The sequence below is a fragment of the Allocatelliglobosispora scoriae genome, assembly GCF_014204945.1.
GTDB lineage: Bacteria > Actinomycetota > Actinomycetes > Mycobacteriales > Micromonosporaceae > Allocatelliglobosispora > Allocatelliglobosispora scoriae.
The window spans coordinates 996,040-1,020,971 of the sequence record NZ_JACHMN010000001.1; the positions used below are offsets into that span (position 1 = coordinate 996,040).

Sequence of the window (24,932 nt, forward strand, 5' to 3'; positions counted from 1 at the left end):
GGCGGTGTACCTCCTGGTGGGGACAGGGCAGGCTCGCTGAGCGGCTCAGTTTACGGTGCGTGCCCGCCCGGCGGTGCCCCTCCGGGATTGGTGCGACTCGGTGCCGGTCATGTCCTGCGGCACGGGCACGATCGCCTGGTCGATCAGCGCTTCAGGAACACGAGCCGGTGGGCCGCGCTCAGGGGACGCGCAGCTCGGGGAGGAGCGAGGCGGGGCTGACGGGCTTGAACAGCGGTCGCGGCTGGGCGGAGAAGTCGAGCGAGTACAGCGACTGGTAGCTCGGCAGCAGCGCGGTGCTGCGGATCGGCGCCCCGCCGGGCAGCGCGACCAGGAACTTCCAGGCCTTGCCGTCCACGAGGGTGTCGAACGCGAGAACCCACTCGACGTAGGAGGTCTTCGTGATCCCCATCAGCCGCAGCGGGACCGTCTCCTGGGGCGCGACGTTGACGACCTTCGAGTCGAAGTAGGCGCCGCCGAGCTTCGCCGTCGTCGTGTCGTAGGCGAGCGCCGCCGGGTCGCGGGCGTCGAGGTCGAATCCGATCTCGACGACCTCGGTCTCCCCCTGCGACCGGACGAAGACCAGGCTGCCCCCGAAGGGCTTGTCCCGCTTGGAGACGACCGGACGCAGATTGGTGATGACCACCGGCCTGGGGCCACACCCCGTCACCGCCACCTTCAGCGAGGTGCCGGCCTTGCCCATCGACTGCACCGGGGTGAAGGGCGCGAGCGTCGCGTCGGTCGCCTCGCTGTTGTCGGCCCGGTTGAGTTCGTCGATCACCTCTGTCGGCAGCTTCGCCGGCGTCGCCCACCACATGCTGGGCCGGAAGGCGTAGGAGAGGCTGATGCTGGCGGCCGGGCCACCGGACCGGCACGGCTCGCCCGCGACGACCGCGCCGGGGAGTTCGGCCTCGGCGGCGGGCCAGATCAGGTCGGCGATCTTCCCGCCGAGCGGCGAGATCACGGCCCCGACGACCAGCAGCGCGATCGTCCCGAGGGTGGCGATGAGCTTGGTGCGAAACCGATGGGTGGGCGCGTCGGCGCGGGGCGAGTTCGGCACTGGGCGGACTCTACCGGCAATGCATCGTCAAGTCTCACTCCAACCAGGGCCGCTGCCTCGGGTACGCTCCCACGCATGGAGCCGAGGATGGTGGCCGACGGCAACGCCGCCCGCCGCGACGCCGACCACAACGCGACGCTCCACACCGTCTACCGCGCCTTCGGCGACGTCCGCCCGACCGACGCGGTCCTCATGCTCATCGCCTCAGGTCAGGCCGCTTCCTCGTAGCGGGCCCGGCGGGCCACCGTGGCGAAGCCCAGCCCGGCGAAGAGCCCGGCCGAGGCGGGGTTGTCGACGTTGACGTCGAGGAAGACCTCACCGTCGGGCGAGGCCTCGCGCATGCGCTCCAGCCCGGCGACGGCGAGCGCCCGCCCCAGCCGGCGCTGGCGCCACTGCGGCACGACACCGACCTGGATGAGGAAACCCTCGGCGCAGGTGACGAACCCGGCCGGGGCGCCGTCGGCATCGCGGGCGAGCAGCGAGGAGGCGGGGAGGAACTCGTCGTCGACGGTCCAGTCGATCCACTGCTGCGCGGTCCAGTTCGGGAAGCCGGGGCGGTCGGCGAACGAGGCCTGGTAGGCCTCGAAGAACGCGTCCTGGTTGTCGGCGGTCCACGCCTCGACGGTGAGCTCGCCGGGGAGCGGCTCGCCCTTGAACGGCTCCCGCAGCGAGCGGTAGAGCACGTCCTCGGCGAAGGTCTGGCGCAGGCCGCGCGAGGCGAACAGCTGGTGCGCCTCGGCGCTGAGCGCCTCGGTCTCCACCCGCAGGGCGCCGGGCAGCGGGCGCGCCTCGGCGATGAGCCGGTCGAGCAGCTCGCCGCCGATGCCGCGGGCGCGCTGCTCGGGGTGGACGAGGCCGACCGCGACGGCGGTCTGGCCGACGGTGCGCACGGATCCGACGGCGATGAGCTGCTCGGTCTCGAAGGCACCGATCGCGGTGACGCCGTCGGCCGTGTACCGCCGCTCCAGGAAAGCGGGCGAGGCGGTGGAGACGAGCCCGCCGTCGGCGGTGACGGCGGCCTGCGCCAGCTCGGCGACGACGCCTAGGTCGTCGGGGGTCAGCGCACGCCAGTGGATCGTCACGTCAAAGCCTCTCTTCGATGCCGGCGGGCTCCCCCGCACCGGCAGCACACCACGATAGCGGCAGCGCGCCCGTGTCTCACATCGAGTTACGCCGAGGGCGAGGGTTCGCTGGTCGCGGCGGGTTGGCTGCCGGAGAACCAGTGGACCCAGACGACGACCGTGTCCGTGCCGTCGAGGTCGAACATGAGGCTGCGGCAGGCGGTGGGGGTGCAGGCCGAGGCGATGCCGGAGACGGTGGCCGGCTTCTCCGGATGCCACCAGCCGGGTACCTCGCTCGCCGGGACACCCCTCTCCTGTGCCACGGCGGCGGGAAGGTCGTTGGTGGACTGGAAGGCGGCGAGTTCGCTGCGGGGAAAGGCGATCCGGGCGTAGAGAACCGTGTCCGTCCACTCGCTGAGCGCGGAGTCGAGCAGCTCGCTGTCGGCGGGGAACCGCAACTGCGAGATCGCGGCGACCTCGCCGAGACTCGGCTCGGACGGGCAGCCGAGAGCACAGTGCGCGACCGTGAACCCGGCATAGCCGCAGCCTGCCAGCAGGATCACGACGACACCGATGATGACCTTCGTACGCAGCCGGAGTCCGGTCTTGAGCAGTGGCACCGGCGCAGCATAGCGACGCGGCGGCAGGATGTCTGAGGTCGTGGCCGGCGAGGACGAGCGCGTCAGGCGGCCCGGTGCCGTCCGACCACGGCCGGCCGCTGCTCGCCGCCGAGCAGCTCGTGCACACCGCCGAGGTCGGGGATGTCGGGGACCAGCTTCGCGATCGCGGCGGCGAGCTCCGCCCGGCGGGGGTAGTCCGCCCAGAGCTGCGGCGACCGCTGGAGCAGGGTGACCGCCGGGCGGGCCCAGTTTGTGACGCTGAACCAGCCCTCCGCCGCCCGGTAGGCCGCCTCTCCGCCCAGCACCGGCGTCAGCTTGACGACGGCGTCGCGCAGGTGCTCGTCGGCCTCCTCCGGGTCCGGCAGCTTCGGGTCCGAGCTCGCCAGCGGCCACGAGACGCGGAACCGCACGGCCTGGTCCAGCGCACGCAGCAACCCGTCGGCGACGGGCACGACCAGAGACCCCGGCTCCGCGCCGAGGTCGACCAGGGAGCCGCAGAGGATCGAGAATCGGCCGCCGGCACCGACGCTCTGGCTGGTCAGCAGCCAGGCGCACCGTTCGAGCGCGGGGGTCAGGTCGCGCGGCGAGGCCTTCTGCGCGGTGCTCCACAGCCCCTGCGCCGCCTCCTCGAAGGCCACCGCGCCGTCGGCCTCCTCGAGCTGATCGCAGTATTTGGCGAGCTTGCGGGAGGAGCCGAAAATCATGGGCGGATGCTACCGCGCGGCCGATCACCGCGCGCCCCGCGGTGGGGCTTCATCAACTTATTGACAGCCATGGCGGCGAAGGGCGACCCTGTCGCCCATGACCCCGCGCCACGCTGCCGCCCTCGTCGTCGCCGTCCTCGCCGCGCTCGCCGTCCCGGGGACGGCATTCGCGCTCCCGCCGGAGCAGAGCGGCTTCGGCGGCGGACCGGCCGTCCACGGTGCGGCCCCGGCGAGTTGCGCTCCCGGCGGCACCGTGGGCGGCCTGCACCAGGCCCCCGCCTCGTGGGTGGCCACGGTCTGCGGCGGCCGGACCGGGCTGTGAGCTGAGAAGATCACCAACCCCGGGCCGGTACGCCGACCGCTCGCTCAGCACCCCGCCCGGCGCGAGCGCGTCAGCCCGATGATGAGGATCACCGCCACTGTGGTGTGCAGCGCGGCGAGGCCGAGCTTAGAGGCGGTCGTGACCCCGCCGAGGGTTCCCGCCAGCGACACGATGAAGACGGCGACCGCGACGATCGTCCACACTCGACGCGGATGCGCCACCGAGCGCTCCAGCAGCGCGAGCAGCGCCCACCCCGCCAGCCCCACCACGACGGCGGCGATCGCCACGGCCAGGGCGCCGACGCGGGTGACGGAGCCGCCGGTGCGGGCGGCGAGGTCGATGTGCGAGAGCTCGTGCAGCGAGGTCCAGGTGATCAAGGCGGCGACGGTGGCGCCGCCGACGGTGGCGGCCCGCCCGATGCGGGTGCGGTTCGTAGAGGTGTCAGTCATGCCCACAGCTTCCGGCCGGGTGCCGTACCGCCACATCGGCCGCGGCGCGAGCGGGCGTACGACTTTGGTCGGTCGCCGCCGACCTGCGCCGACGCATAACCTGGGGTCATGCGATCGCGATCTCTCCTGCTTCCCATGGTCGCCTCGACCGTGGCGGTGGGGGTGCTCGTCGCAGTGGCGCTGATCAGCGTCACCGGCGACGCGGCCAGGTCGATGCCGGTCCTGGACCTGGCCGTCGCCATCGTCTCGGTGGCCCTGGTCCCGGTCATGGTGCGGTGGCCGGTGCCGGCCGGGCTGGTGCTCAGCGCCCTGGCCGCGCTCTCCCCCGTCGCCACGGCACCGGCGACCGTCGCCGCCCTGCACACCGCACGCAGGCGCCCCTTCCGCGCCGCCCTCGCCGTGGCGGCCGCCGGGATCGCCGGGCACGCGGTGCTGGGGTGGTGGCGGCCCACGCCCGGCATCACCTACGGGTGGTGGCTGCTGCTGGTGACCATCGCGTACGCGGCCCTCGTCGGCTGGGGCGCGCTGGCCCGGTCGCGGGCGGATCTGCTCGCCTCGCTGCGCGAACGGGCCCGCCGGGCCGAAGCGGAGCAGGAGCGCCGGGTCGTCGAGGCGCGGATCGCCGAACGGGCCCGCATCGCCCGCGAGATGCACGACGTGCTCGCCCACCGGCTGTCCCTGCTCGCCACCTACGCCGGAGCACTGGAGTACCGGCCCGACGCACCGCCGGAGCGGCTCGCGGCGGCGGCCGGGGTGGTCCGCGCCGGTGTCCGCCAGGCGCTGGAGGAGATGCGGGAGGTCGTGACGCTGCTGCGCGAGGACGGCGACGAATCGGACCGGCCCGCACCGACCCTCGCCGACGTCCCCGGTCTCGTGGCGGAGGCCCGCGACGCCGGGCTCGACGTCCGCCTCGACACCCGGACCGACCTCGCCGCGCCGCTGGCACCGTCGGTCGGCCGCACCGCCTACCGGGTGGTGCAGGAGTCGCTGACCAACGCCCGCCGCCACTCCCCCGGTAACCCGGTCACCGTCGTCATCGGCGGCGCGGGAGGCGCCGAACTCACCATCGAGGTCGGTAACCCGCTGTCTCCCGCACCCGTCGGCCATACCCCCGGCACCGGCCTGATCGGGCTCGCGGAGCGGGTGCACCTGGCCGGCGGCGAGATCACGCACACCGCGGCGGACGGCGAGTTCCGGCTGCGGGCCCGGATCCCGTGGCGGCAGCCGTGACTCGTCCGGTGCGGATCCTGATCGTCGACGACGACCCGCTGGTCCGGGCGGCGCTGACGATGATGCTCGACGGGGCGGACGGCATCGTCGTCGCCGCCGTCGCCGCCGACGGCGGTGCGGCGATCACCGCGGTCGACGCGCACGCTCCCGACGTGGTCCTGATGGACCTGCGGATGCCCGGTGTCGACGGGATCACCGCCACCGCACGGCTGCGGGCCCGCAGCCACCCGCCCGCGGTGATCGCACTGACCACTTTCGACACCGACGACCACGTGGTGCGGGCGCTGCGGGCCGGGGCGAGCGGGTTCCTGCTCAAGGACACCCCGCCGGACCGGATCGTCGAGGCGATCCTGCGGGTCGCCGCCGGGGACGCGATCCTCTCCCCCGCCATCACCCGGCGCCTGATGGACCGGGTGGTCGCCGAGTCCGGGACGGCCGACCGCGCCCGCGCGGCGCTCGCCGAGCTCAGCACGCGGGAGCGCGAGGTCGTGCTGGCGGTGGCGACCGGGCTCACCAACGCCGACATCGCCGCCGAGCTGACGATGAGCGTCGCGACGGTGAAGGCGCACCTGACGCACATCTTCCTCAAGCTCGGCGTGACCAACCGGACCCAGATCGCGCTGCTCGCCCACGACGCCGGCCTGGTCTGAGCGCCTAGAACGCCCGGGTGGCGGGCGGCCGGTCCAGCGCCAGCGCCACCGACCGCGTCGTGTGGAAGGTCATGACTGCGTTGAGTACGCCACGAGCCGCCCCCGGATCCCCCGCCGTCCGTTCGGCGAACTCCAGGCAGCTCACGACCACCACCGGGCGCCCGGCCACCGAGACCTGGTCGGCGGCGAAGACGAACTCCTGGTCGGCCTGCCCCTCGGCGGCGAGCGCCACCCGGTAGGTCGTGCCGTCCACGGCCTCGATGGACCGCAGCACCCATCCGGTCGATTCCCTCATTGCTGTCCCCCGAACACGGCGATGCCGTTCCACACCTGCAGGAAATCCGCGCGGGTCATGGCGTAGGTGCTGCCGCCGTCCCACGGATCGCGGATGAGTATGAGTCCGTCCTCCCGAACACCGTCGACCACCACCGTGTGCGCGATCTCAGCGCCAGGGCCGAACAGCTCGGCGGCCCACGGCGGACCGGTGAGGAAGATGTCGAGAACATCCGGTCCGACATAGCCGCCGCGCCACGCCCCGCCCAGCACCTGGACGAGCCGCCCAGCATGGCCGGGCACCCCCACCAGCTCCATCAGCTCGGCCTGGGGCCGTCCGCTGAGCATCTCCCCGCAGGCGGAGACGCACGACAGGGGGTGGAGCTGCGCGACCGCGCCGCCGTCCACCGCGTCGACGGTCGGCCAGTTGCCGCCCGGGTCTCCGCCGGCCGGCGGCGTCGCGTCCGGATGGACGGGCGCGACGGGGATGTTCACCGGCGGTGTGGCGGTGTGCGGAGTTCTTACCGGCGCGGTGCCGGCGGGAGGGGCGATTCCCGGCGTCGCGGCGGGTGGCGGGACGGCCTCCGGGGCGTTCTCCTGCGCCGCAGTCTCCGATCCGTACCGCAGGATCTGTCTGCCGAGGAAGCGGGCGGCCGGCCCGTCGAGATCGCCCTCCACGGCGATGTTGACGGCGACCTCGATGTTGTTGTTGAGGCCCAAGCCCCACGGAGGGCCCGTCATTCCCGGCAGCAGGTACTTGATCCAGGTGCCGATGGCGATCTCGGCGATCTGGTACTCGGTGGAGACCGACACCGACGGATCGGAATGGAATCGCGGTGACGTCCACCATTGGCGCAGGTCCCGGCGTGCCTGGGCGAACAGCTCGCCGAACTCGGCGAACTCGCCCTGGTCGCCGCGGACGACCGCCTCGAAGTGCTCGGCGCTGATGCGGCGGCTGACGGCGATGTCCAGGCCGGTCATCAGCCAGCCGTAGACATTGACGCTGGACAGGTAGGGCACGCCGAACTCGACGCTGCCCGACGCTCCGTAGAGGGGCGAGATGACGAGCTGGGCGGCGTGGCTGACCGACTCGACGCCGTCGGGGCGGCGCTGGCGCAGCAGCACCCGAGGCCCCCCGCCGCGGCCGAGCCGGAGGCCGAGGAGCCGCTGGCGGCCGAGGATGACGGTGGTCGCGCGGCGGACCTGGAACAGGATCGGCCCGCCTACGTTCGAGGTGCTGACACCGACCCTGATGAAGTCGTTGATCCGGACGGTTTCGGTGGGCTCGACGAGGTCGCCCGTGTCGACGGTGTAGGGGTCCGGGATGTCGGAGGGCCCCCCGCTCTCGTGCAGGCGCACGTTGGCGAACAGCGCCCGGGTCCGGGTGAACGACAGGCCGGGCAGGCCGACCGCCGCGTAGCGGGTGCCGTCGGCGAGGGTGACGCGGCCGACGTAGAAGCGCCCCGTCACCGAGTAGCCCGCCGTGTGCCGAGTACCGGCGACCGCGCCCGCGACGCCGCTGCGCAGACCCGGCCGGAAGCGCCGGTGCAGCTGGTGCAGGATCCGGATGCGGCCTCCCGCGCGCTGTCCCGGACCGCGCATCCGCCACACGCGCCGCAGGGTGGCGCCGAGGATCAGCGGCGAGCGGATCGACCTGCCGCTGACGCCGTCAGGGACGGCGCGCAGCAGCGCCTGCCCCACCCGGGCGGCCCGGTGCTCCCGGGCCGGCAGGTCGGACAGCGCCCGGGTATAGGGCTCCACCTGCTGCCACACGGTCTCGCCGACGATCGTCCGGACCCAGTCGCGCCGGGCGGTCTCGGCGCGGCCGTCGCCGCGCAGCCCCAGGTTGTCGACGACGGCATGGACCTGGCCGCGCGCCGGGAAGTCGTCGGCGGCGGGCTGCCGGCCGGCGAGGCTCACCAGCAGGGCGATGTTGGCCCGGTCGGTGGGGCTCAGGTCCTCGGCGGAGCCGGCCAGGTCGCGGGCGGACAACGGTCCCTGGCCCAGGCGGTTCGGCGGCGACGTCGGGCGGCCCTCGGTGGCGCGGTCGAGGTTGGCGCGCAGCAGGGTGGTCGCCGCGGCGATCGTCGGGCCGACCAGGTCCGCGGCGAGGCCGTCGGCGAGCACGATCGCCTGGACCGGGCGGCCGCCGACGAGGTCCAGGTGGATCCGGGCACTGACGCCGTCGGGCAGTGCGGCGGCGGTGACGGTGATGATGCCGAACATCCCCGCCGTACGCACGGCCACCGTGGTGCCCTCGGTGTGCACGTCGCCCCAGGCGATGCCGAGGTCGCCGCGCAGGTGCCGGGCGAGTGCCGTGGCACCGGCGGTGGCCAGACCCGCTCCCGACAGCGGCGGCGCCAGCCCGGTGAGGCCTGCCAGCGCGGCGATCTCCGTGGCGGGCACGTCGGCGGGCGGGCCGAACATGGTGTCGAGCAGCGCGTCGGCGGCGATGTTCTCGCGCACTGACCGGCGGATCTCGCGCACGTCGTTGCGCCCGGTATCCAGCGGGTGGTCCGGGTCGGCGAAGCGGTCCAGCATCGCCGCCAGCTCGGCGGCGGCCTCCGCTGAGAAGTGGGTAGCGGCGTGGGCGAGCAGGACCTCGCGGCGGTGCCCGGCGAAGGGGAGGTCGGTATGCAGGCCCATCGCCTCGACGAGGGCGTGGATCTCGGTGCCGAGCTCCGGGGCGGGCTGCCAGCCGGACGGGTCGGCCGGGGCGAGGACGAGCAGCTGAGCGGCGAGGCCGGCGTCGCGGGCGCTCAGGCCGCCCAGGTGCGGGGCCGCGCCCGGGGCCAGCAGGTCGCCGTTGATCGCCGTGACACCGCTGGCCTGGCGCAGCTCGATCGCCTGGGCCTGGGCCAGGGCGTCCGCGATCACCCGTTCCAGGGCCCGGCCGTTGACGGGCAGGTCGGGCCGCACGACCAGGGTGTAACCGCCGTTGTCGTGGCGCAGCTCCGCGGGCGCGTCGTCGCGGGTGTTGCCGACGGTGAGGCGCACGGGCGGCGTACCCGGCAGAAGGGGCGCGACCCGGGCCTGAGCCGCCGCGAGCGTCTCGGCCGTGACCTGGTCGGAGCCGGTGCCGCGCAGGTCGGTGGAGCCGCCGATGCCCCGCACCGCGACACGCTGCGGCCGGGGTCCGATCGCCGGCTCGCCGGCGAGCAGGGCGGGATGGCGGGTCACGTCGGTCAGGGCCAGCGACAGCTCACCGTCGGTGACGGTGGCGGTGACGGAGACGACGAGGACCCCGTCGGCGCCCTGGTGCTGGAAGTCCAGGATGGTGCTGCCGTCGGGCTGGTAGCGGACCGTGACCAGGGTCGGGGTGGTGACGGCGTCGACCAGGCGCAGGCGGAAGTCGCTCAGCCGCGCCTCCGGCGTGCGGCCGGTGGCGCCGGACTGGTGGATCATCCGCGCGGCCAGGGCGGCGGAGCCGGTCCGCAGCAGCAGGATGTCGTGGCGGATCTGCTCCTGCAGGATCTCGTTGATCTCGCCGGTGCGCAGCTCGTCGGAGAGCCGCGCCACGGTCAGGGCATCGCCGTCCAGCCCCGACAGTTTGACCAGGGCCAGGTCGGCCACGATCCGCCCGGCCAGCGCTGTCCGCGCGGCGTCGGTGAAACGGCCGGTGGCGAGGTCGAGCATCCCCGCCGTGGCGTTCGGGTCGGCGGCGGCCAGGGTCTGGACGAGCAGGTAGAGCTCGGCGCGGACGGTCAGGTCGGCCTCGGGGTCCAGGTCGGGGACGAGCTCGTACACGAACCGCAGGGTCGCCGCGGCCAGCGCGTCGGCGACCGGCCCGGTCAGGCCGGACGGCACCGTCGTCACAGCGGTGGCGAGGGCACGCCAGGCGGCGCTGTCGGGGACGCGGGTGTCGAACGGGGCGAGCGCGGCGATTGTCGCCGCCAGCCCCGGATCGGGGAATCGGCCCAGCAGGGTCCACAGTCGCTGCTCGCCCTGGCGCGACAGCGTCGGCTCGCGGGCGATGAGCGCCGCCAGCGCCGCGTCGGGGCCGCCGTGCAGCGCGCTCTGCTGGCGGAGCAGGTCCTCCAGGCGGTGTGTCGAGTGGACGCGGTATTCGCCCTGGTGGTCGGCGAGCAGCTCGGCGAGGGGCGTATGGGCGCGGGTGCGGGCGAGCTCCGCGAAGCCGGCGCGGTATTCGCCGGGCAGCGACCACCGCAGCGACAGCGGGGAGATCGTCCGAGCCGGGGCGCTCCACTCGGCCTGTGCCGCCAACACCGACCTCGCCTGGCGCAGCGCCTGCTGCTGCGGCAGGCTGAGGGTATCCGGCAGCCCGCCATGGGTGTCCAGGACGGACAGGTCCAGATCCGCGCCGATACGCAGCCGCGCGGCGCGGAACCCCTGCTGGCCCTCGCGGAGGCCGAGCTGGTCGATCAGCTGCATCACCTGCGTCAGCAGTGCCTGGTGGTCGTGGGGCCGGGCGGCGGGATCCACCGTCGCCAGCTGCTGCGCGGCCACCCGCAGCGCCGCGACCCGGGACGCGCGGACGGAGCTGGCGTGGTGCACCACGATCCCGCTGCCCCGCAGCGTCGTCGCGTCGGGCAGCAGGTGCAGGTCGCGGGCGAGTAGCGCCCGCAGCCGGACCGGGTCGAGGTTGACGTCGTAGGAGAGCACGTAGGTGCCGCGGCGCAGCGTGACGCTGCGGTCGAGGACCGGCGACGGGACGACCTGCTCGGCGATGCGGACCCGGAACGCGCGCCGCCCCGGCAGCTGGACCTCCAGGTCGCCGCCGGGCAGCTGGCGGACCGTGCCCCCCAGGTCGTCGGCGACCACGGCGGCGGCGAGCGAGCGGGCGGTCTCGGCGATCGACACCGCCGAGACCGGCTGGATCGTGGGGCGGCCCTGGCGCAGCAGCTCGAGCACCTGCGCGGCGCCCGGCGGCGCGTCGGCGAGCAGATCGGCGACGAGGCTCCAGCGCCGGTGGGCGCCGTCGCCCCGCAGGCCCATCCCGTCGAGCCGGGCCAGCAGGCGGGCCAGCTCCGCCTGGCGCAACGCCGTGTCGTCCTCGGCGGCGATGCGGCCCGCGCTGTGGATGGCGAGCTGCATCCGGCCCCGGTCCTGCGGCGACAGTGACAGCGGGCCCGTCGGCAGGCCCGGTACCAGGGAGTCCCCGGACGTCCTGGTGCGCCACGGCAGTAGCGAACCGCGTTCGGTGGCCCCGTCGATCAGGCCGAGCGCCTGGGCCAGAGCCAGCTCCACATCGGAGGGTGCGACGCCCTCGGAGATGGTCGCCCGGTGCGCGGCGCCCGGACCGGCGGCGGCCTCGACGACGGCCCCGGACGGGGGGACGCCGATGGTCAGCTCGACGGTGTAGCTGCCGCCCCGGGCCGGCTCGACCGTCAGCAAGACCCGGGAGGTCCCGGCGACCGGGGCAGCCGTCACGGTGGCGGTGCCGATCGGTGCGGCGGACAGGGACTGGACGCGGGCCAGGACCGCTGCGGCGTCGGGGGTGCCGCTGGTCGCGAGGAACGGGTCCTGCCCGGCGGGGACGGGCTGGCCCTCGAACCGCTCGCGGGAGGCGGGGACCGGCGGCAGGTCCGCTCGCACGCTGCGCAGCGGCCGGCCGGTGGCGTCCAGGGCGAGCGCGCTGACCGGCCCCACCAGGTCGGTGCCCGCGTAAGGCGGGGTCATCGACACGGTGCCGAGCGCGCCGTCGATCCAGACGACGGTGCCGTGGTGGTTGACGGCGAGCAGCATGTGCCCCGGCGCGCGGGAGCCCGCCCACCGCAGCGCCACCACGGTCGCCGCACCGTGCCCGGCGGCGAGCAGCTGCGCGGCGATGCCGGCGAGCGCCTCCTGACCGCTGCCCTGCGGCGACAGGCGCCCCTGCACCCAGGACTCCAGGCGCCGGGCCCGCTCGCCGCTGCCCAGGCGCTGCGCGGCGGCGACCGCCGGGTGTCCCAGCCAGGTCGACAGCGCCGCGATCGTCGCCTCCACGCAGTTGGTGCCGCGTCCCGGTCGGCTGATGCCGCCATCGTTCAGCAGGCTGACCCACAGGCCGCCCAGCGGGTCGGGGTGCGGGGTGAACCTGTCGCCCTCGCGCGGCAGCTCCGCCCGCAGCGCCTCCTCCTCATTGCCGGAGGCGGGATCGAAGCCCAGGTCGGGACCCGGATAGGTGAGCCCGGACTCCGGCGTCGACTCGCCCAGCAGCTCGCTGGTGAGCCGGTGCACGGCGAGCTGCACCGCCGCCTCGGCCGCCACCGCCGGGTCGGTCGTCGCGGCCAGGGCGGCCTGCGCCTGGAGGCTCTGCTGCCCCAGGTGCTGCAGCGCGGGGGTCAGGTTGTCGGCGGAGATCGAGGCGAGCAGGACCGCGCTGCGGGCGATCGACGGATCGGCGAGTGCCAGCATCGCCTGCCGCTGCGCGGCGGTCTCGGCCGTGCGGACCTGGCGTGCCAGTGCCGTCACCCCGGCGGCGTGGACGAGCTCGGCCCGCAGCGGCGCGGACTGCTGCTCGGTCAGCCCGGCGAGCTGCGGCACCCGTTCGTCGATCATCGCGGTGACCAGGCGGTGCCGCTCGGCCTGCGGCAGGGTCGCGGCGAATCCGGTGCCCTGCACGAGATGCCCGACCGCGAGGTCCCACCGTCCGGCCAACGCCGTCAGCGACTGCAGGGCCGCGGTGTCGCCGAGCAGGGCGGCGGCCGCGAGCTGGGGCACGCTCTCCTGACCGTTACGCCCACCGGGCGCCACGGCACCGTCCGGACCGTGCTCGGGGTGGCCGGTCCGATCGGCATCGCCGACCTGGTCGGTGTCGCCGAGCGGGGTGTCGGCGGCGACCGGACCCGCTCCGGCGACAGGTGCCGCCGCATCGGGCTGCTGCGGACCGCCCATGCCGGGGTCGCCGCCCTGCGGCACCCCCTCGACGGCGCTGGGGGAGCCGGTGTCCACAGGGGATGGTGTCGGGTCGGGTCCTGGTGCCAGGCCCGAGTCGCCCGTGGCCCCGGGCGCCGGTGAACCGGCCGTGTCCGTGTCCGCCGGAGCCGGGGTCGGCGCGGCGGCGCCGGGCCCGCCGTCTGGTGCCGCGGCGCCTGGCTCGGCGGTGTCAGGTCCGCCGTCCGGCGCCGCCGCGTCGTCACCGGGAACGGCACCGTTGCGGCTGTCCCCCGGCGCGGCACCGCCACGAGCGTCCCCCGGCGCGGCACCGCCACGGGTGTCGCCGGGCGTCGGTCCGCTGCCCGGCAGGCCGGGCGGTGTCCGCAGGCCGCCGGGTGGCGCGCCCGCCAACCCGCCGCTCAGCGAAGGTGCGACGAGCGGCGGCACGAGGGGCGCGCCCGGCTCGCCCTGCTCCCCCGCGCGCGGTGCCGGGGCTGGAGCCGGCGCCGGCGCGAGTCCGGACCCCCGCCCGCCGCTGGGCTGGGTGCCGGTCCCGCCGGTGGGTTGCGTACCCGTCCCGCCGGTCGGCCCTCCCGTCCCCGATGGCGGGCCGGAGTAGGTGGGGCCGGGCAGCAGCCCGCCCAGGAACCCGGTCAGGTGCTCGGTGATGCGGTCGGACAGGCGGGCTCCGGCACTGAACCGGTCCCGGGCCATCCCACCCAGCGTGTTGGCGAGCAGGTTGTCGAAGTTGGCCTGCCACTGGCCGTAGCCGACGCCGTTGACGACGAACTGCGCACCGGTCTCGGTGATCACCTCGTCGCCGAAGTCGTTGAGGAACCGCGCCGCCGCGCGGGCCACGACGTTGTCCAAACCGTTGACCAGGTTGCCGCCGATCAGGCCCGGTACGCTCAGCGCCGCACCGACCGCGCCGCCGAGCCCGGCGAGGAAGGTCTTCTTGCCGTCCCAGTCGACGCGGGTGCCCATGAGGAACTGCGACACCTGCGCGGTGACATCGGTGCCGGTTTCGGCGCCGACCTCGCGCAGGATCTCCAGCGGCAGCCCGCGCACGACGGCGCGGCGCAGGAACTGGCTGAGCGCGACCCGGCCGAACGACTGCGTGGCCTTCTCGACCAGCAGGCGGAACATCGTGGTGACCGCCGCCCGGGTCATCGCGATCCGCACGCCCGCCGCGGCCATCGCCCCGTAGAACGCGATCACCGCCATGACGATGATGACGAAGATCTCGATCATCAGGACGACGAGGGAGACGATGGTGCTGATCTTCTCGTACTCGATGTCGAGGGCGGCCTGGTCGGCGTCGGCGACGACCTTGCCGATCAGCTCGTAGAGCTCCTCGGACAGCTCCGTGCCGCCCAGCTGCTCCCAGTTGGTGCGGAACAGCGCCCCCGAGGGACCGCTCCACAGGATGCTCAGGTCATTGCCCGCCGACTGCACCGCCGGCAGCCCGTCGCGCAGCGCCTTCTCCACCCCGCGCCAGGCCTCGGCCAGCTCACGGATCTGGGTCTCGTCGCCGGAGGGCCAGGTGCCGCCCCCGTTGGCGACGAAGATGACCATGTCGCGGATGCCGTTCCACGGATCCCCGAAGTCCGGAAGCTCGATGCCCATCGGCGTTAGTCGGGCAGCGCTTGCCGGGACCGCTCATCGGCGTGGACCAGGGTGTCGACGGCGACCGCGCTGACCTTGGCGAGGCCGTCGAGGACCTCGGTGATCTGCTTGGTCGCCTTGAGCAGCTCGTCGGTCGGCACGTAGCGGGCCCGGTACTGCCGGCCCGCCTCGTCGTCGCCCCACAGCGGCGCGACGGCCTGCGTCCGCTCGACCAGGTCCTTGGCCGCCGTGACGGAGCCCTGCAGGTGGTCGGTGCCGGACTTGAGCCGCGTCGCGGCGTCCAGTGCACCCGCCGGATCCGGCAGCTCGGACTCGCTCATGGCCGCACTCCCCCCATGGTGGACAGATCCTGCACCATGCGCTGCATGATCTTCTCGTGGTCGCGCTCGAGGTAGGGCGCGATGGTCTCCTCCGGCACCAGCGGCGCGCAGATCTCGACGACCCGCCGCTGCGCCTCGGCGGCGGCGGCATCGATCGTCTCCTGGATGGAGCGGGCCAGGTCGCTGGCGTGCGGGTAGTGGTAGATGCGCGGGTCCAGGCGCAGCTTGCGCAGCCGTCCGTCGCTGCCGACGGTCGCGGTGACCAGGCCGTCGCCGGAGGTCGCGGTGACCATGACGGCACGGGTCTTGGCGGCGATGTCGTCGAAGGAGCCGATCATCTGCTGGAACTGCCCGGTGAGCTCCTCGGCCCGGGCCCGCAGCCGCGCGACCGCCTCGGCCGTGGCGGGTCCACCACTGGTCTCTGCTTCCTCCCCGTGCATATCCTCAACGTACGGCACCCGCCCCCACCTGCGCCAGGAATCCACTATGGAGTATGAGACCGTGATGGACATGCACGAGGCGCGGCGGATAGCGGCGGAATGGGCCGAGCACCCCGACGGCGTGGAGCTCTACGAGTTCGAGCTCGGTTTCGTCGCGCAGCGCATCGACATCCGCCCCGAGCAGGAGCAGGATCTCGGCGCGGCCAGCGCCGTGATCGACCGGGGCAGCGGCGCGCTGACCCTGTGGCCGTCGCTGGCGGCGCCCCTCGTCGCGGACCTCTACCGCACCGAGATGCTCGCGCAGCACCGGTTCCCCGAGCAGACCCGGGCGATGCTGCGCCTGGGCGGGTGGCGGCCGGGGCGGGACGTGTCGCAGGTCGTCCGCGACTGGTGGGGCGGCGGTGCGGGTCCGGCGATGCCGAGGGCGGCCGCCGCGGTGCTGGGGGAATTCGGCGGGCTGCGGATGCGTACCCTCCGGCTGGAGCTGGTGCCGCAGCGGACCGCGACGGCACCGCCTGCCGTCGGCGACGGCGACCGCGTCCTGATCGGACGGCTCGGCGGCGATCCACTGTGGCTGGATCCGGCCGGCGCGGTGTGGCGGGGCGAGTCGATGGCGGCTGCCGGGTTCGACGAGCTGCTGGTGGCGCTGTGCGAGGACTGAGCCTGATCGCCGCCGCCGCGCTGCTCGTGGGCCTGGGCCTCCCGGTGCCGGCCGCGGCGGCCGGTGCGGCGGCGTGCCGCAACGGGTTCGCCAAGGGCGACACCGCCATCCCGGCCCGGCCGTGGGCGCAGCGCTGGCTCGCCCCCGAGCGGGCCTGGCCGCTGAGCGACGGCGGACACGCGGTCACGGTCGCGGTCGTCGACACCGGCGTCGACCGGGTGCACCCGCAGCTGGCCGACGCGGTGCTGCCCGGAGTGGACCTGCTGGGCGACGCCGGGGCCGGCCGGGTCGACTGCACCGGGCACGGCACGGCGGTGGCGAGCCTCATCGCCGCACGCCCGGCCGACGGCATCGGCTTCGCCGGGGTCGCGCCCAAGGCACGGATCCTGCCGGTACGCGTCGTCGAGCGCGCCGACGGCGACATCGACCCGGCGAAGGTGGCGGCGGGCATCCGCTGGGCCACCGCGCACGGCGCCACGATCGTCAACATCGCCCTCGTCGTGCCCGACAGTGCTGCCGTCCGCGACGCGGTGGCCGACGCCGTGCGCCACGATGTGCTGGTGGTGGCGGGCGCCGGGACGCTGGGCACCGGCACGCGCGCGAGCGGGCCGTCCTACCCGGCCGGGTACGACGGCGTGCTCGGAGTCGTCGGCGCCGACGCTTCCGGCAATCCGCCAGAGGCGGCCTGGACGGGCTCCCATGTGGACCTGACCGCGCCCGGGCTGGACCTCATCGCCGCCGCGCCCGCGCTCGGGCACACCACCGCCTGGGCCCGCGACGCGGGGCTCGCCACCGCGATGGTCAGCGGATCCGCGGCCCTGCTGCGCTCGGCCCGGCCGGGATTGACCGCAGCCGCCGTCGCCGAGCGGCTCACCGCCACGGCCGACCCCGCTCCAGCGGGACGCCGCAGCGACCGGTTCGGGTGGGGATATGTCAACCCCTACCGCGCGCTGAGCGAGCCCGATCCGTCGGCGACGGCCGGTGCGCGCGGTGCCGAGGTGGTGGAGCGCGCAGCGGTCGCACCGGCCGACGGGCGGGTGGCCGCCGCCGCGCAGGTGCTGACCGCGGTGTTCCTGGCGGTGGCGCTGCTGCTGCTGGGGCTGCGCGGGGTGCGGTCGCGCCGCCGGGCCGCCCGCGGTGGGCGCTGAGCACCCACCGCGACGACGGTGCCGGTCAGACGCTGAAGGACCGCTGCAGCGCGACGGCTGCCTGCTCGGTGTCCCACATGATGTTCTTGGCCTTGATGATCTGGTTGGCGAGCTCGATGCCGGTCTGGTTGAGCAGCTCGGCCTTCTTCTGCCACTGCTCCTGGTTGGCCACGTAGGCCTGCTGTGCCTCGAAGCTCCAGGTCTCCACCATCGGGCGCAGCTTGTTCGCCATCGACACGAGCTCCTGCTCCATGTTGACCATGGCGTTCTGGATGGCTCGCGCGGCGCCTTCGACGGACTCGAAATTGACCTTGAGATAATCTGGCGAACCCACGGTTACCCCCTCGGAATCATGGCTGCGGTGATGTTGGTCCGGGGCGTTCCGCTGCCCAGGTCCGCTCCGACGGAGTCGAACGTCTGGTGCGCGGAGTACTGCGCGTCGGAGTACTGCGTGGAGTTCTTGTCGATGAAGGACGCCAGCTGCTCCAGGCTCGCGTGCAGATCGCGCAGCCGGGTGTTGAAAAGCTGCTTGAGCTCGTCGAACCTGGCTCCGGCGCGTCCGCGCCACTCCTCCTCCAGCGGCCCCAGGCTGGTCATCAGCGCCGAGAGCTCCTGTGCGAGCGTGTCGGCGGTGTTGTCCACATCCTTCGCGGCCTGGTGCATGAGATTGGTATCGGTACGAAATTCGCCCGCCATCCCTGGGCCTCCCCTCGTTCGTGAATCGGCCCTACGCCTGTCCACACCACGATGACATCGATCCGCTGCCCCATAAAGGTTCGGCGCCGAATATCAACCTGCTGCGGTATGCGCGAAGATCCGCAACGCCGCCGACGCGTCCAACGCCGGGCCCTGCGGCAGCAGCGCCAGCAGTCCCGCCGGGATCACCGCGATCGGGGTGCCCCGCGGGTAGCCCAGCGACTGCGCGGCCGCGTCGTCGGCGCAGGCGTAGCGGACTCCGAGGTCGGTGACGAGCATCAGCGTCCCGGCCGGGGCGGTGGGGGTGGCCAGCGCCCGGATCAGCGCACCGTGTCCGGGCTCGACGAGGACTGCGTCGGCGGCGAGCGGCCTGCGGGCGGCGGCGGGCACAGCGCGCGCACCGGCGACCGGGAGCGTGCCGTCGACGGTCAGTCCCACGGTGTCGCCGAGGTACGCCGCGCAGACCGTCTGCTCCTTCGCCGACGGCGTGGTGTAGGCGGGGATGCGGGTCGGGGGCTGGATCCCCGCGTAGGCCATCGGCGGCATGATCACCACGCCGGGGGCGGTCAGGTCGGTCGGCGACAGCGCCACCGGGGTGCGGTCGGCGGTCCGGACGAGGCTGCGCTGCACCTCGGTGACCTCCTGCAGGCCACCGGCCTGGGCCAGGTACCACCGGGTGGTTCCGTCGGCCGTGGCCACCGTGGCGAAGCGCCCCACCCGCAGGGACGGCAGCCCCGGCACGGCGGCCCCGGCACCGGTGACCTCGATCGGGCCCAGCGCCGGGCCGAGCGGGAGCGGCGCCAGCCAGCTCGCGGCGACCGGCACGCCCGCCTCCGGGGTCAGTCCCAGCGCCGACAGCACGAACCGCGCGTCGGTGAGCGGGAAGCGGGCACCCTGCCAGATCAGGTGCCGCCCGCCGTCGGGATCCGCCACGACCACCGCACTGGCGTCGGCCGGCCGCGCCCCGGCTGGTCCCGACCCGACCAGCACGACGCTGGCGGGTCGGGCGGTGCCGCTGCCGTCGTCGCGCAGCACGCTGCACAGGTTCCACGCGCCGACCAGCAGGCCGCCCGCGCCGGGGAGGTTGTCCGGGGCGTCGGGGATGCCGACCATCGGCCCGCGCGGCCAGGTCAGCGACGAGCGGGCTGCGGTGACCTGCTTCGTCGTGCCCTTGATCAGCGCCGCCGAGGCGAAGTTGAGCACCGGGTGCAGGGTGTCGGGTTGCAGGCCGCAGACGTACTTGGTGCCGGTCTCCCGCTCCACGATCACCGCGTCGCACTTGTTCCAGGCGCTCGACCCGCCGGGGAAGATCTTGCCGAGGACCGCCGTACCGGCCAGCGCGATGACCAGGATCATCACCCCGGCGAACGCGGCGGACCCGGCGTTGCGCCCGGCCCAGTCCAGCGGGTCGGCCCGATGGGACACGATGGCGCACAGGTAGCGCTGGCGCAGGTACTGCCGGGAGTGGATCAGATCGCGACGGGTCAGCATCGGTTCACGACTCCCAGATCCCGCGCATGACACCGAACAGGCCCAGGACCAGGGCGACCAGGATCGGCACCGCGATCGTCACCAGCGTGTCGGCGATGTCCCCGGCCCGGCCGAAGTGCGGCGACGGCGCCCGGCGCGACACCCGCGACCCGGCCGCGGCCACCGCCCCCGCCACCACCAGCACCACCGCCAGCGCCGGGATCAGCGCGACCGGCCGGTCGGCGGCGGCGACGCCGGTCCAGCCGAGCCATCCCAGTGCCGCCGCACCGGCGGCCGCGGCGCACAGCAGCGGAACGCGGTGCCGGACCGCCGCGAACGCCCGCGCCCGCAGCGCGCACAGCGCGACGATGGCGGCGGCCAGGTAGGTCGCGCCGGTGCTCGGTGTCAGCACCAGCAGCCACACGCTCAGCGCGATGCAGGCGCCGATGCCCAGCAGCAGCCCCGCCAGCAGCTCGTCGGAGCGCTGCACGGCCTGCGAGAGCTGCGCCGCCACCGGCATCGGCTCCTCGGCACCGGTCAGGCTCGGGATCGGCGGAGCGGGCACACCGCCCTGGTTCATCGCGAGCCGGGGCAGCGCGAACAGCGACATCGCCAGGGCGCCGCCGACGATCGCCGCCGCACCCGCGGTGGCGGTCTCCTGCACGGTGGCGAGGAACCCCATCGCACCGCCGCCGACGGCGAAGACGACCGCCGCGATCGAGTAGCGCCCATGGCCGGTGACCGCGAAACGGCCCGCGATCCCGGCGCAGACCAGTGCCGCGGCACCGCTGACGACCTGCCAGGCGGTGATGCCGTCGGCGAGCGGGCGCAGTGCCGGTGCCGCAGCGCCGCCGACGGCCGCGTAGAGCGTGCCGAACCCGGCCAGCAGGACCGCGGTGGCCCGGTCCGCGGCTGCGGTCCGGGACAGGAACGCCGCGGCACCGAGCAGGACGACGGCGGTGGCGAGGGCGGCGTACCCGGCGATGTGCTTGTCGGCGGGCGTGACCCAGACCAGCAGCAGCCCCAGTGCCAGCGCGACCCCGGCGGCGGCCAGGCCGGTCGCGCGGGTCGCCTGCGCGTTCCAGCGCGCGCCCAGGCGCTGCGCGGTGGCGGCGATCGCCTCGGCCACGTCGTCGTAGGCGGGCTCCGGCCACTCCTGGTCGCGCGGGGCCAGGACCAGCATCTCTCCATCGTGGACACCGAGGGCGGCCATCGACCGGTCCGGCTCCAGAGCACTGCCGTCGAGCCGCCGCAGCACCCATCCGCCGCGCTCCACGCCGTCCTCGGCGAGCGTCGGCCCGCCGTGGCGCAGCAGCGTCGGCAGGAGCCCGACGACCGGAACGTGCTCGGGTACAGCCATCTCGACGCGGCGCTTCGGAGCAAGCATGATGATACGGACGAGGCCACCATCGGTTGTGGTCATGGAGACGACCTTAAGTGCCGGGGGGCTTTCGCGTGAGCACAGTTGTACGCCGACGACCGCCACGCCGTCCGATGCCTCCCTATCCGGCTGGTGATGTCGTCATCGAGCAGCCCTCGGAGATCCCCGAGGCGGAGGGCAAGTCCTGGAGCCGGGTGCTGATGCTGCTGCCGATGGGCGCGGGCGCCGTGGCGATGGCGCTGCTCTTCGCCGGGCAGAGCGGCAGCACGCTGCGGCTGATCACCGGCGGCCTGCTCGGCGTCTCCATGCTGGGCATGGTCGCGATGCAGTTCTCCCAGCACTCCAGCGGCGGCAGCAAGTCCGAGATGCGGGCCCTGCGCCGCAACTACCTGTTCGAGCTGGGCGGGCTGCGGCGCAACGTCCGCACCGCGATCCGGGCACAGTGGACGGCGGAGTACTACCGCCACCCGCAGCCGCAGGCGCTGTGGTCGCTGGTGGACAGTTCGCGGCTGTGGGAGCGGCGCGCCGACGACGCCGACTTCGGGCAGATCCGCATCGGCTTGGGCCAGCGCGACCTCGCCACGCCGCTGATCGCGCCGCCGTTCATCCCGATGGAGAAGGCCGAGCCGGTCAGCGCGGGGGCGCTGCGGCGCTTCCTCGCCACCTACCGGCAGGTGCCGCAGCTGCCGGTGGTGTTGGCCGTGACCGGCTTCGCCAAGCTGCACGTGCTCGGCGACGAGCGGCAGGCCCGCAGCCTCGTCCGGGCGATCGTGGCCCAGTCCGCGTTCTTCCACGCCCCCGACGACCTGCTCGTCGCGGTCTGCGCGGGCAGCGAGGAGCGCCTCTACTGGGAGTGGGCCAAGTGGCTGCCGCACGCGGCGCACCCCACCGACACCGACGCGCTGGGACCGCTGCGGCTGCTCGCGCCCTCCGTCGTCGGCCTGGAGGCGCTGCTGGACACGCTGCTGGCCCGGCGGCCCCGCTTCAGCCCCAGCGCCGTGGAGACCGAGATCGACGGCCCGCACCTGCTGGTCGTCATCGACGGCGGCGAGACCGTGGGCTCCGACCACCTCACCGCCGACGTGGGTCTCGAGGGCGTCCTCGTCGTGGAGATCAACGGCCGCCCGCCCCGGCACCCCGACCGGTCCACGCTGCTGCTGCGCATCGCCGCCGACGGCACCCTGACCGCGGGCACCTACGACAGCTCCGAGACGCTCGGCCTCGCCGACGGGCTGTCGCTGGTCGCCGCAGAGGCGCTGGCGCACCAGCTCTCGCCCCTGCGGCTCGCCGCAGCGGCGACCGGTGGGCAGGCGATGGCCTCGGTGCACGGGCTGTCGGAGCTGCTCGACATCGGCGACCCCTACACGCTGGACCCGGTGCAGACCTGGCTGACCCGGCCCAACCGGGACCGGCTGCGGGTGCCGATCGGCATCGGCGCCGACGGGTCCCGGGTGGAGCTCGACCTCAAGGAGTCCGCGCAGGACGGCATGGGGCCGCACGGGCTGCTCATCGGCGCGACCGGGTCGGGCAAGTCGGAGCTGCTGCGGACGCTGGTGCTGGCGCTGGCGATCACCCACCCGCCGGAGGTGCTCAACCTGGTGCTGGTGGACTTCAAGGGCGGGGCCACGTTCGTCACCCTGGACAAGCTGCCGCACACCAGCGCCGTCATCACCAACCTCGCCGACGAGCTGCCGCTGGTCGACCGGATGACCGACGCCATCAACGGCGAACTCGTCCGCCGCCAGGAGCTGCTGCGCAAGGCGGGCAACTACGTCTCGCAGCGCGAATACGAGCGCGCCCGCGCCGCCGGGGTGCCCCTGGCCCCGCTGCCGAGCCTGCTCATCGTCTGCGACGAGTTCAGCGAGCTGCTCTCGGTCAAGCCCGACTTCATCGACATGTTCGTGCAGATCGGCCGGGTCGGCCGGTCCCTCGGCGTGCACCTGCTGCTCGCCAGCCAGCGCCTGGAGGAGGGCCGCCTGCGCGGCCTGGACACGCACCTGTCCTACCGGATCGGCCTGCGCACCTTCTCCCCGCTGGAGAGCCGCACGGTGCTGGGCGTCACCGACGCCTACGAGCTGCCGCGCGCCCCCGGGCACGGCTACCTGAAGTTCGGCACCGAGGAGATGACCCGCTTCCGGGCCGCCTACGTCTCCGGCGCCCACAAACGCGACGAGGCCCGGCCCGCGCAGGTCGACGGCGAGCAGGTGCACGCGTTCGTCTCCGGCTACGTCGCGCCGCAGCGGCAGGGCGCCGACGCACCGGCGGTGGCCGCGGCCGAGACGCTGGAGGACGTCACGGGCGAGACGCTGCTGGACATCCTCACCGGACGCCTGGTCGGCCAGGGCACCCCGGCGCACCAGGTGTGGCTGCCGCCGCTGGACCTCGCGCCGTCGCTGTCCGAGCTCACCGGCCCGGTCGCGGTGACGGCGGGCCGCGGACTCGCCACGGTGGACACGGCCGCGCACCGGAGCGTGACGGTCAACGTCGGGCTGGTCGACAAGCCGTTCGAGCAGCGCCGCGATCCGCTGCGGCTGGACCTCGCCGGCGCCAACGGCCACATGATCGTGGTCGGTGCGCCGCAGTCGGGCAAGAGCGGCCTGCTGCGGACGATGATGATGAACCTGGCGGTCACCCATACCCCGCGGGAGGTGCAGTTCTACTGCCTCGACTTCGGCGGCGCGCTGACGCCGCTGCGGGAGCTGCCGCACGTCGGCGGCGTCGCCACCCGCCACGAGGCCAACCAGGTCCGGCGGACCGTCGCCGAGCTGACGCAACTGCTCACCGAGCGCGAGCAGCTCTTCGCCAGCCGCGGCATCGACTCCATGGCCACCTATCGGCGCCTGCTCGCCCGCGGCGAGATCGACGGCGCGCACGGCGACGTGTTCCTCATCGTCGACGGCTGGCTGTCCCTGCGCAACGACTTCGAGGACCTCGAGGGCGACGTGATGGAGCTGGCCAACCGGGGGCTGGCCTTCGGCGTCCACGTCATCGGCACCTGCGGGCGCTGGATGGACCTGCGTCCGTCCATCCGCGACGTCTTCGGCACCCGGCTGGAGCTGCGCCTGGGCGACCCGTCGGACTCCGTCATCGGGCGCCGGGCCGCCGCCAACGTGCCGCAGCAGGCTCCCGGCCGCGGCATCACCCCGGAGTCCTACCAGTTCCTGACCGGCTACGCGACGCCGGATGAGCTGGCCGAGCTCGTCGGCGCCGTCCGGGCCGCCTGGGACGGCGACGCGGCGCCGCGGGTTCGGCTGCTGCCCGCCGAGGTCGCCTACACCGAGCTGCCGCAGCGCCCCGACCAGCCCGGACCGGTGATAGGGCTGGCCGAGCACGACCTGCAGCCGGTCTACCTGGAGGCCGACGCCGACCCGCACTTCCTGGTCTTCGGCGACACCGAGTGCGGCAAGTCCGGCTTCCTGCGCACGCTGGCCCGCTCCATCAGCGACCACTACCGGCCCGAGCAGGCCCGCATCATCGCCGTGGACTACCGCCGCAGCCTGCTGGGGGCCATCCCCGACAGCCACCTGCTCGGATACGGGATCTCCGCGAAACCGGCCGCCGACCTCATCGCCGAGATCGCCGACGTGTTCCGCCAGCGTCTGCCCGGGGCGGATGTCACTCCGGACCAGCTGCGCAAGCGCGACTGGTGGAGCGGTCCGGAACTGTTCCTGCTCGTCGACGACTACGACCTGGTCGCCGGGGACCGCAACCCGCTGGGCGCCCTGGTCGAATACCTGCCCCAGTCCCGGGAGGTCGGCCTGCACCTGGTGCTGGCCCGCCGCAGCGGCGGCGCCAGCCGCTCGTTCTTCGATGCGTCGATGTCCCGGCTGCGCGACCTCAACACCCCGGGCCTGGTGATGTCCGGCGACCGCAACGAGGGACCGCTGCTGGGCAGCGTGCGCCCCAGCACCCTGCCGCCGGGGCGGGGGTGGCTGGTGACCCGCAAGCACGGACCGCGCCTGGTCCAGCTCGGCTGGTCTCCACCTCCCCTGTAACTTCGGCACG

Annotated in this window: 20 protein-coding genes; 7 read left to right on the forward strand and 13 right to left on the reverse strand. The window is 74.2% G+C overall.

Translation table 11 applies throughout. The annotated features are described in order from the left end of the window. Window positions 1-178: 178 nt before the first annotated feature. Window positions 179-1,057, reverse strand: coding sequence for a hypothetical protein (locus tag F4553_RS04500; protein ID WP_184832405.1), 879 nt, complete (start codon window positions 1,055-1,057; stop codon window positions 179-181). Between the two features lie 75 nt (window positions 1,058-1,132). Here F4553_RS04500 and F4553_RS04505 point away from each other — a divergent pair, with 75 nt between their 5' ends. Beyond that, entirely contained in the window at window positions 1,133-1,285 is a 153-nt protein-coding gene (locus tag F4553_RS04505; RefSeq protein ID WP_221469691.1) for a hypothetical protein, read from the forward strand. On the opposite strand, the gene F4553_RS04510 is transcribed toward F4553_RS04505, so the two are convergent. The 3 genes from F4553_RS04510 to F4553_RS04520 all read right to left on the reverse strand — a co-directional run bounded on the left by F4553_RS04510 (window position 1,267) and on the right by F4553_RS04520 (window position 3,442). Beyond that, the gene (locus F4553_RS04510; protein ID WP_184832407.1) at window positions 1,267-2,139 is read right to left on the reverse strand and encodes a GNAT family N-acetyltransferase; all 873 of its coding nucleotides are present in this window, start codon (window positions 2,137-2,139) and stop codon (window positions 1,267-1,269) included. The genes F4553_RS04505 and F4553_RS04510 overlap by 19 nt on opposite strands. An 86-nt stretch (window positions 2,140-2,225) precedes the next feature. After that, entirely contained in the window at window positions 2,226-2,738 is a 513-nt protein-coding gene (locus F4553_RS04515) for a hypothetical protein (RefSeq protein ID WP_184832409.1), read from the reverse strand. Window positions 2,739-2,800: 62 nt separating this feature from the next. Continuing rightward, window positions 2,801-3,442, reverse strand: coding sequence for a hypothetical protein (locus F4553_RS04520; RefSeq protein WP_184832411.1), 642 nt, complete (start codon window positions 3,440-3,442; stop codon window positions 2,801-2,803). A gap of 97 nt (window positions 3,443-3,539) precedes the next feature. Here F4553_RS04520 and F4553_RS04525 point away from each other — a divergent pair, with 97 nt between their 5' ends. Further along, window positions 3,540-3,764 (forward strand): hypothetical protein, encoded by a 225-nt coding sequence (locus tag F4553_RS04525; protein ID WP_184832413.1) that lies wholly within the window; start codon window positions 3,540-3,542, stop codon window positions 3,762-3,764. A 44-nt stretch (window positions 3,765-3,808) separates the two neighbouring features. Here F4553_RS04525 and F4553_RS04530 read toward each other — a convergent pair whose 3' ends face one another. Next, on the reverse strand, window positions 3,809-4,213 hold the full coding sequence (locus F4553_RS04530; protein ID WP_184832415.1) for a DUF6069 family protein: 405 nt from the start codon (window positions 4,211-4,213) through the stop codon (window positions 3,809-3,811). 108 nt (window positions 4,214-4,321) lie between these two features. On the opposite strand from F4553_RS04530, the gene F4553_RS04535 reads away from it, so the two are divergent. Then, entirely contained in the window at window positions 4,322-5,443 is a 1,122-nt protein-coding gene (locus F4553_RS04535; protein ID WP_184832417.1) for a sensor histidine kinase, read from the forward strand. After that, window positions 5,440-6,093: a response regulator gene (locus F4553_RS04540; protein WP_184832419.1), complete on the forward strand. Its 654-nt coding sequence runs from the start codon at window positions 5,440-5,442 to the stop codon at window positions 6,091-6,093. Before F4553_RS04535 ends, F4553_RS04540 begins: the two co-directional genes overlap by 4 nt. 4 nt (window positions 6,094-6,097) lie before the next feature. Here the strand turns inward: F4553_RS04540 and F4553_RS04545 are convergent, their stop codons facing one another. The 4 genes from F4553_RS04545 to F4553_RS04560 are packed head-to-tail and all read right to left on the reverse strand — an operon-like array spanning window position 6,098 to window position 15,571. Next, entirely contained in the window at window positions 6,098-6,388 is a 291-nt protein-coding gene (locus F4553_RS04545; RefSeq protein WP_184832421.1) for a hypothetical protein, read from the reverse strand. Continuing rightward, entirely contained in the window at window positions 6,385-14,811 is an 8,427-nt protein-coding gene (locus tag F4553_RS04550; RefSeq protein WP_184832423.1) for a toxin glutamine deamidase domain-containing protein, read from the reverse strand. The genes F4553_RS04545 and F4553_RS04550 overlap by 4 nt, the downstream gene beginning before the upstream one ends. A gap of 5 nt (window positions 14,812-14,816) precedes the next feature. Next, window positions 14,817-15,131: a hypothetical protein gene (locus tag F4553_RS04555; protein ID WP_184832425.1), complete on the reverse strand. Its 315-nt coding sequence runs from the start codon at window positions 15,129-15,131 to the stop codon at window positions 14,817-14,819. Beyond that, window positions 15,128-15,571 (reverse strand): YbaB/EbfC family nucleoid-associated protein, encoded by a 444-nt coding sequence (locus F4553_RS04560; protein WP_184832427.1) that lies wholly within the window; start codon window positions 15,569-15,571, stop codon window positions 15,128-15,130. Before F4553_RS04560 ends, F4553_RS04555 begins: the two co-directional genes overlap by 4 nt. A gap of 46 nt (window positions 15,572-15,617) precedes the next feature. Between F4553_RS04560 and F4553_RS04565 the strand changes: the two genes are divergently transcribed. After that, window positions 15,618-16,232 (forward strand): SUKH-4 family immunity protein, encoded by a 615-nt coding sequence (locus tag F4553_RS04565; RefSeq protein ID WP_184832429.1) that lies wholly within the window; start codon window positions 15,618-15,620, stop codon window positions 16,230-16,232. Further along, the gene (locus F4553_RS04570) at window positions 16,220-17,380 is read left to right on the forward strand and encodes a S8 family serine peptidase (protein WP_184832431.1); all 1,161 of its coding nucleotides are present in this window, start codon (window positions 16,220-16,222) and stop codon (window positions 17,378-17,380) included. Before F4553_RS04565 ends, F4553_RS04570 begins: the two co-directional genes overlap by 13 nt. A gap of 25 nt (window positions 17,381-17,405) precedes the next feature. Here F4553_RS04570 and F4553_RS04575 read toward each other — a convergent pair whose 3' ends face one another. From F4553_RS04575 to eccD, 4 genes are all read right to left on the reverse strand, one after another. Beyond that, window positions 17,406-17,714: a WXG100 family type VII secretion target gene (locus F4553_RS04575; RefSeq protein ID WP_184832433.1), complete on the reverse strand. Its 309-nt coding sequence runs from the start codon at window positions 17,712-17,714 to the stop codon at window positions 17,406-17,408. A gap of 2 nt (window positions 17,715-17,716) precedes the next feature. Continuing rightward, window positions 17,717-18,076 (reverse strand): WXG100 family type VII secretion target, encoded by a 360-nt coding sequence (locus tag F4553_RS04580; protein WP_184832435.1) that lies wholly within the window; start codon window positions 18,074-18,076, stop codon window positions 17,717-17,719. A 93-nt stretch (window positions 18,077-18,169) separates the two neighbouring features. Continuing rightward, a complete protein-coding gene (gene eccB / locus F4553_RS04585; RefSeq protein WP_184832444.1) occupies window positions 18,170-19,567 on the reverse strand; it encodes a type VII secretion protein EccB in 1,398 nt (465 codons plus the stop codon). A 4-nt stretch (window positions 19,568-19,571) separates the two neighbouring features. Continuing rightward, window positions 19,572-20,969 (reverse strand): type VII secretion integral membrane protein EccD, encoded by a 1,398-nt coding sequence (gene eccD, locus F4553_RS04590; RefSeq protein ID WP_184832453.1) that lies wholly within the window; start codon window positions 20,967-20,969, stop codon window positions 19,572-19,574. Between the two features lie 32 nt (window positions 20,970-21,001). Here eccD and eccCa point away from each other — a divergent pair, with 32 nt between their 5' ends. Next, window positions 21,002-24,922, forward strand: coding sequence for a type VII secretion protein EccCa (gene eccCa / locus F4553_RS04595; RefSeq protein ID WP_184832461.1), 3,921 nt, complete (start codon window positions 21,002-21,004; stop codon window positions 24,920-24,922). Window positions 24,923-24,932 lie beyond the last annotated feature (10 nt).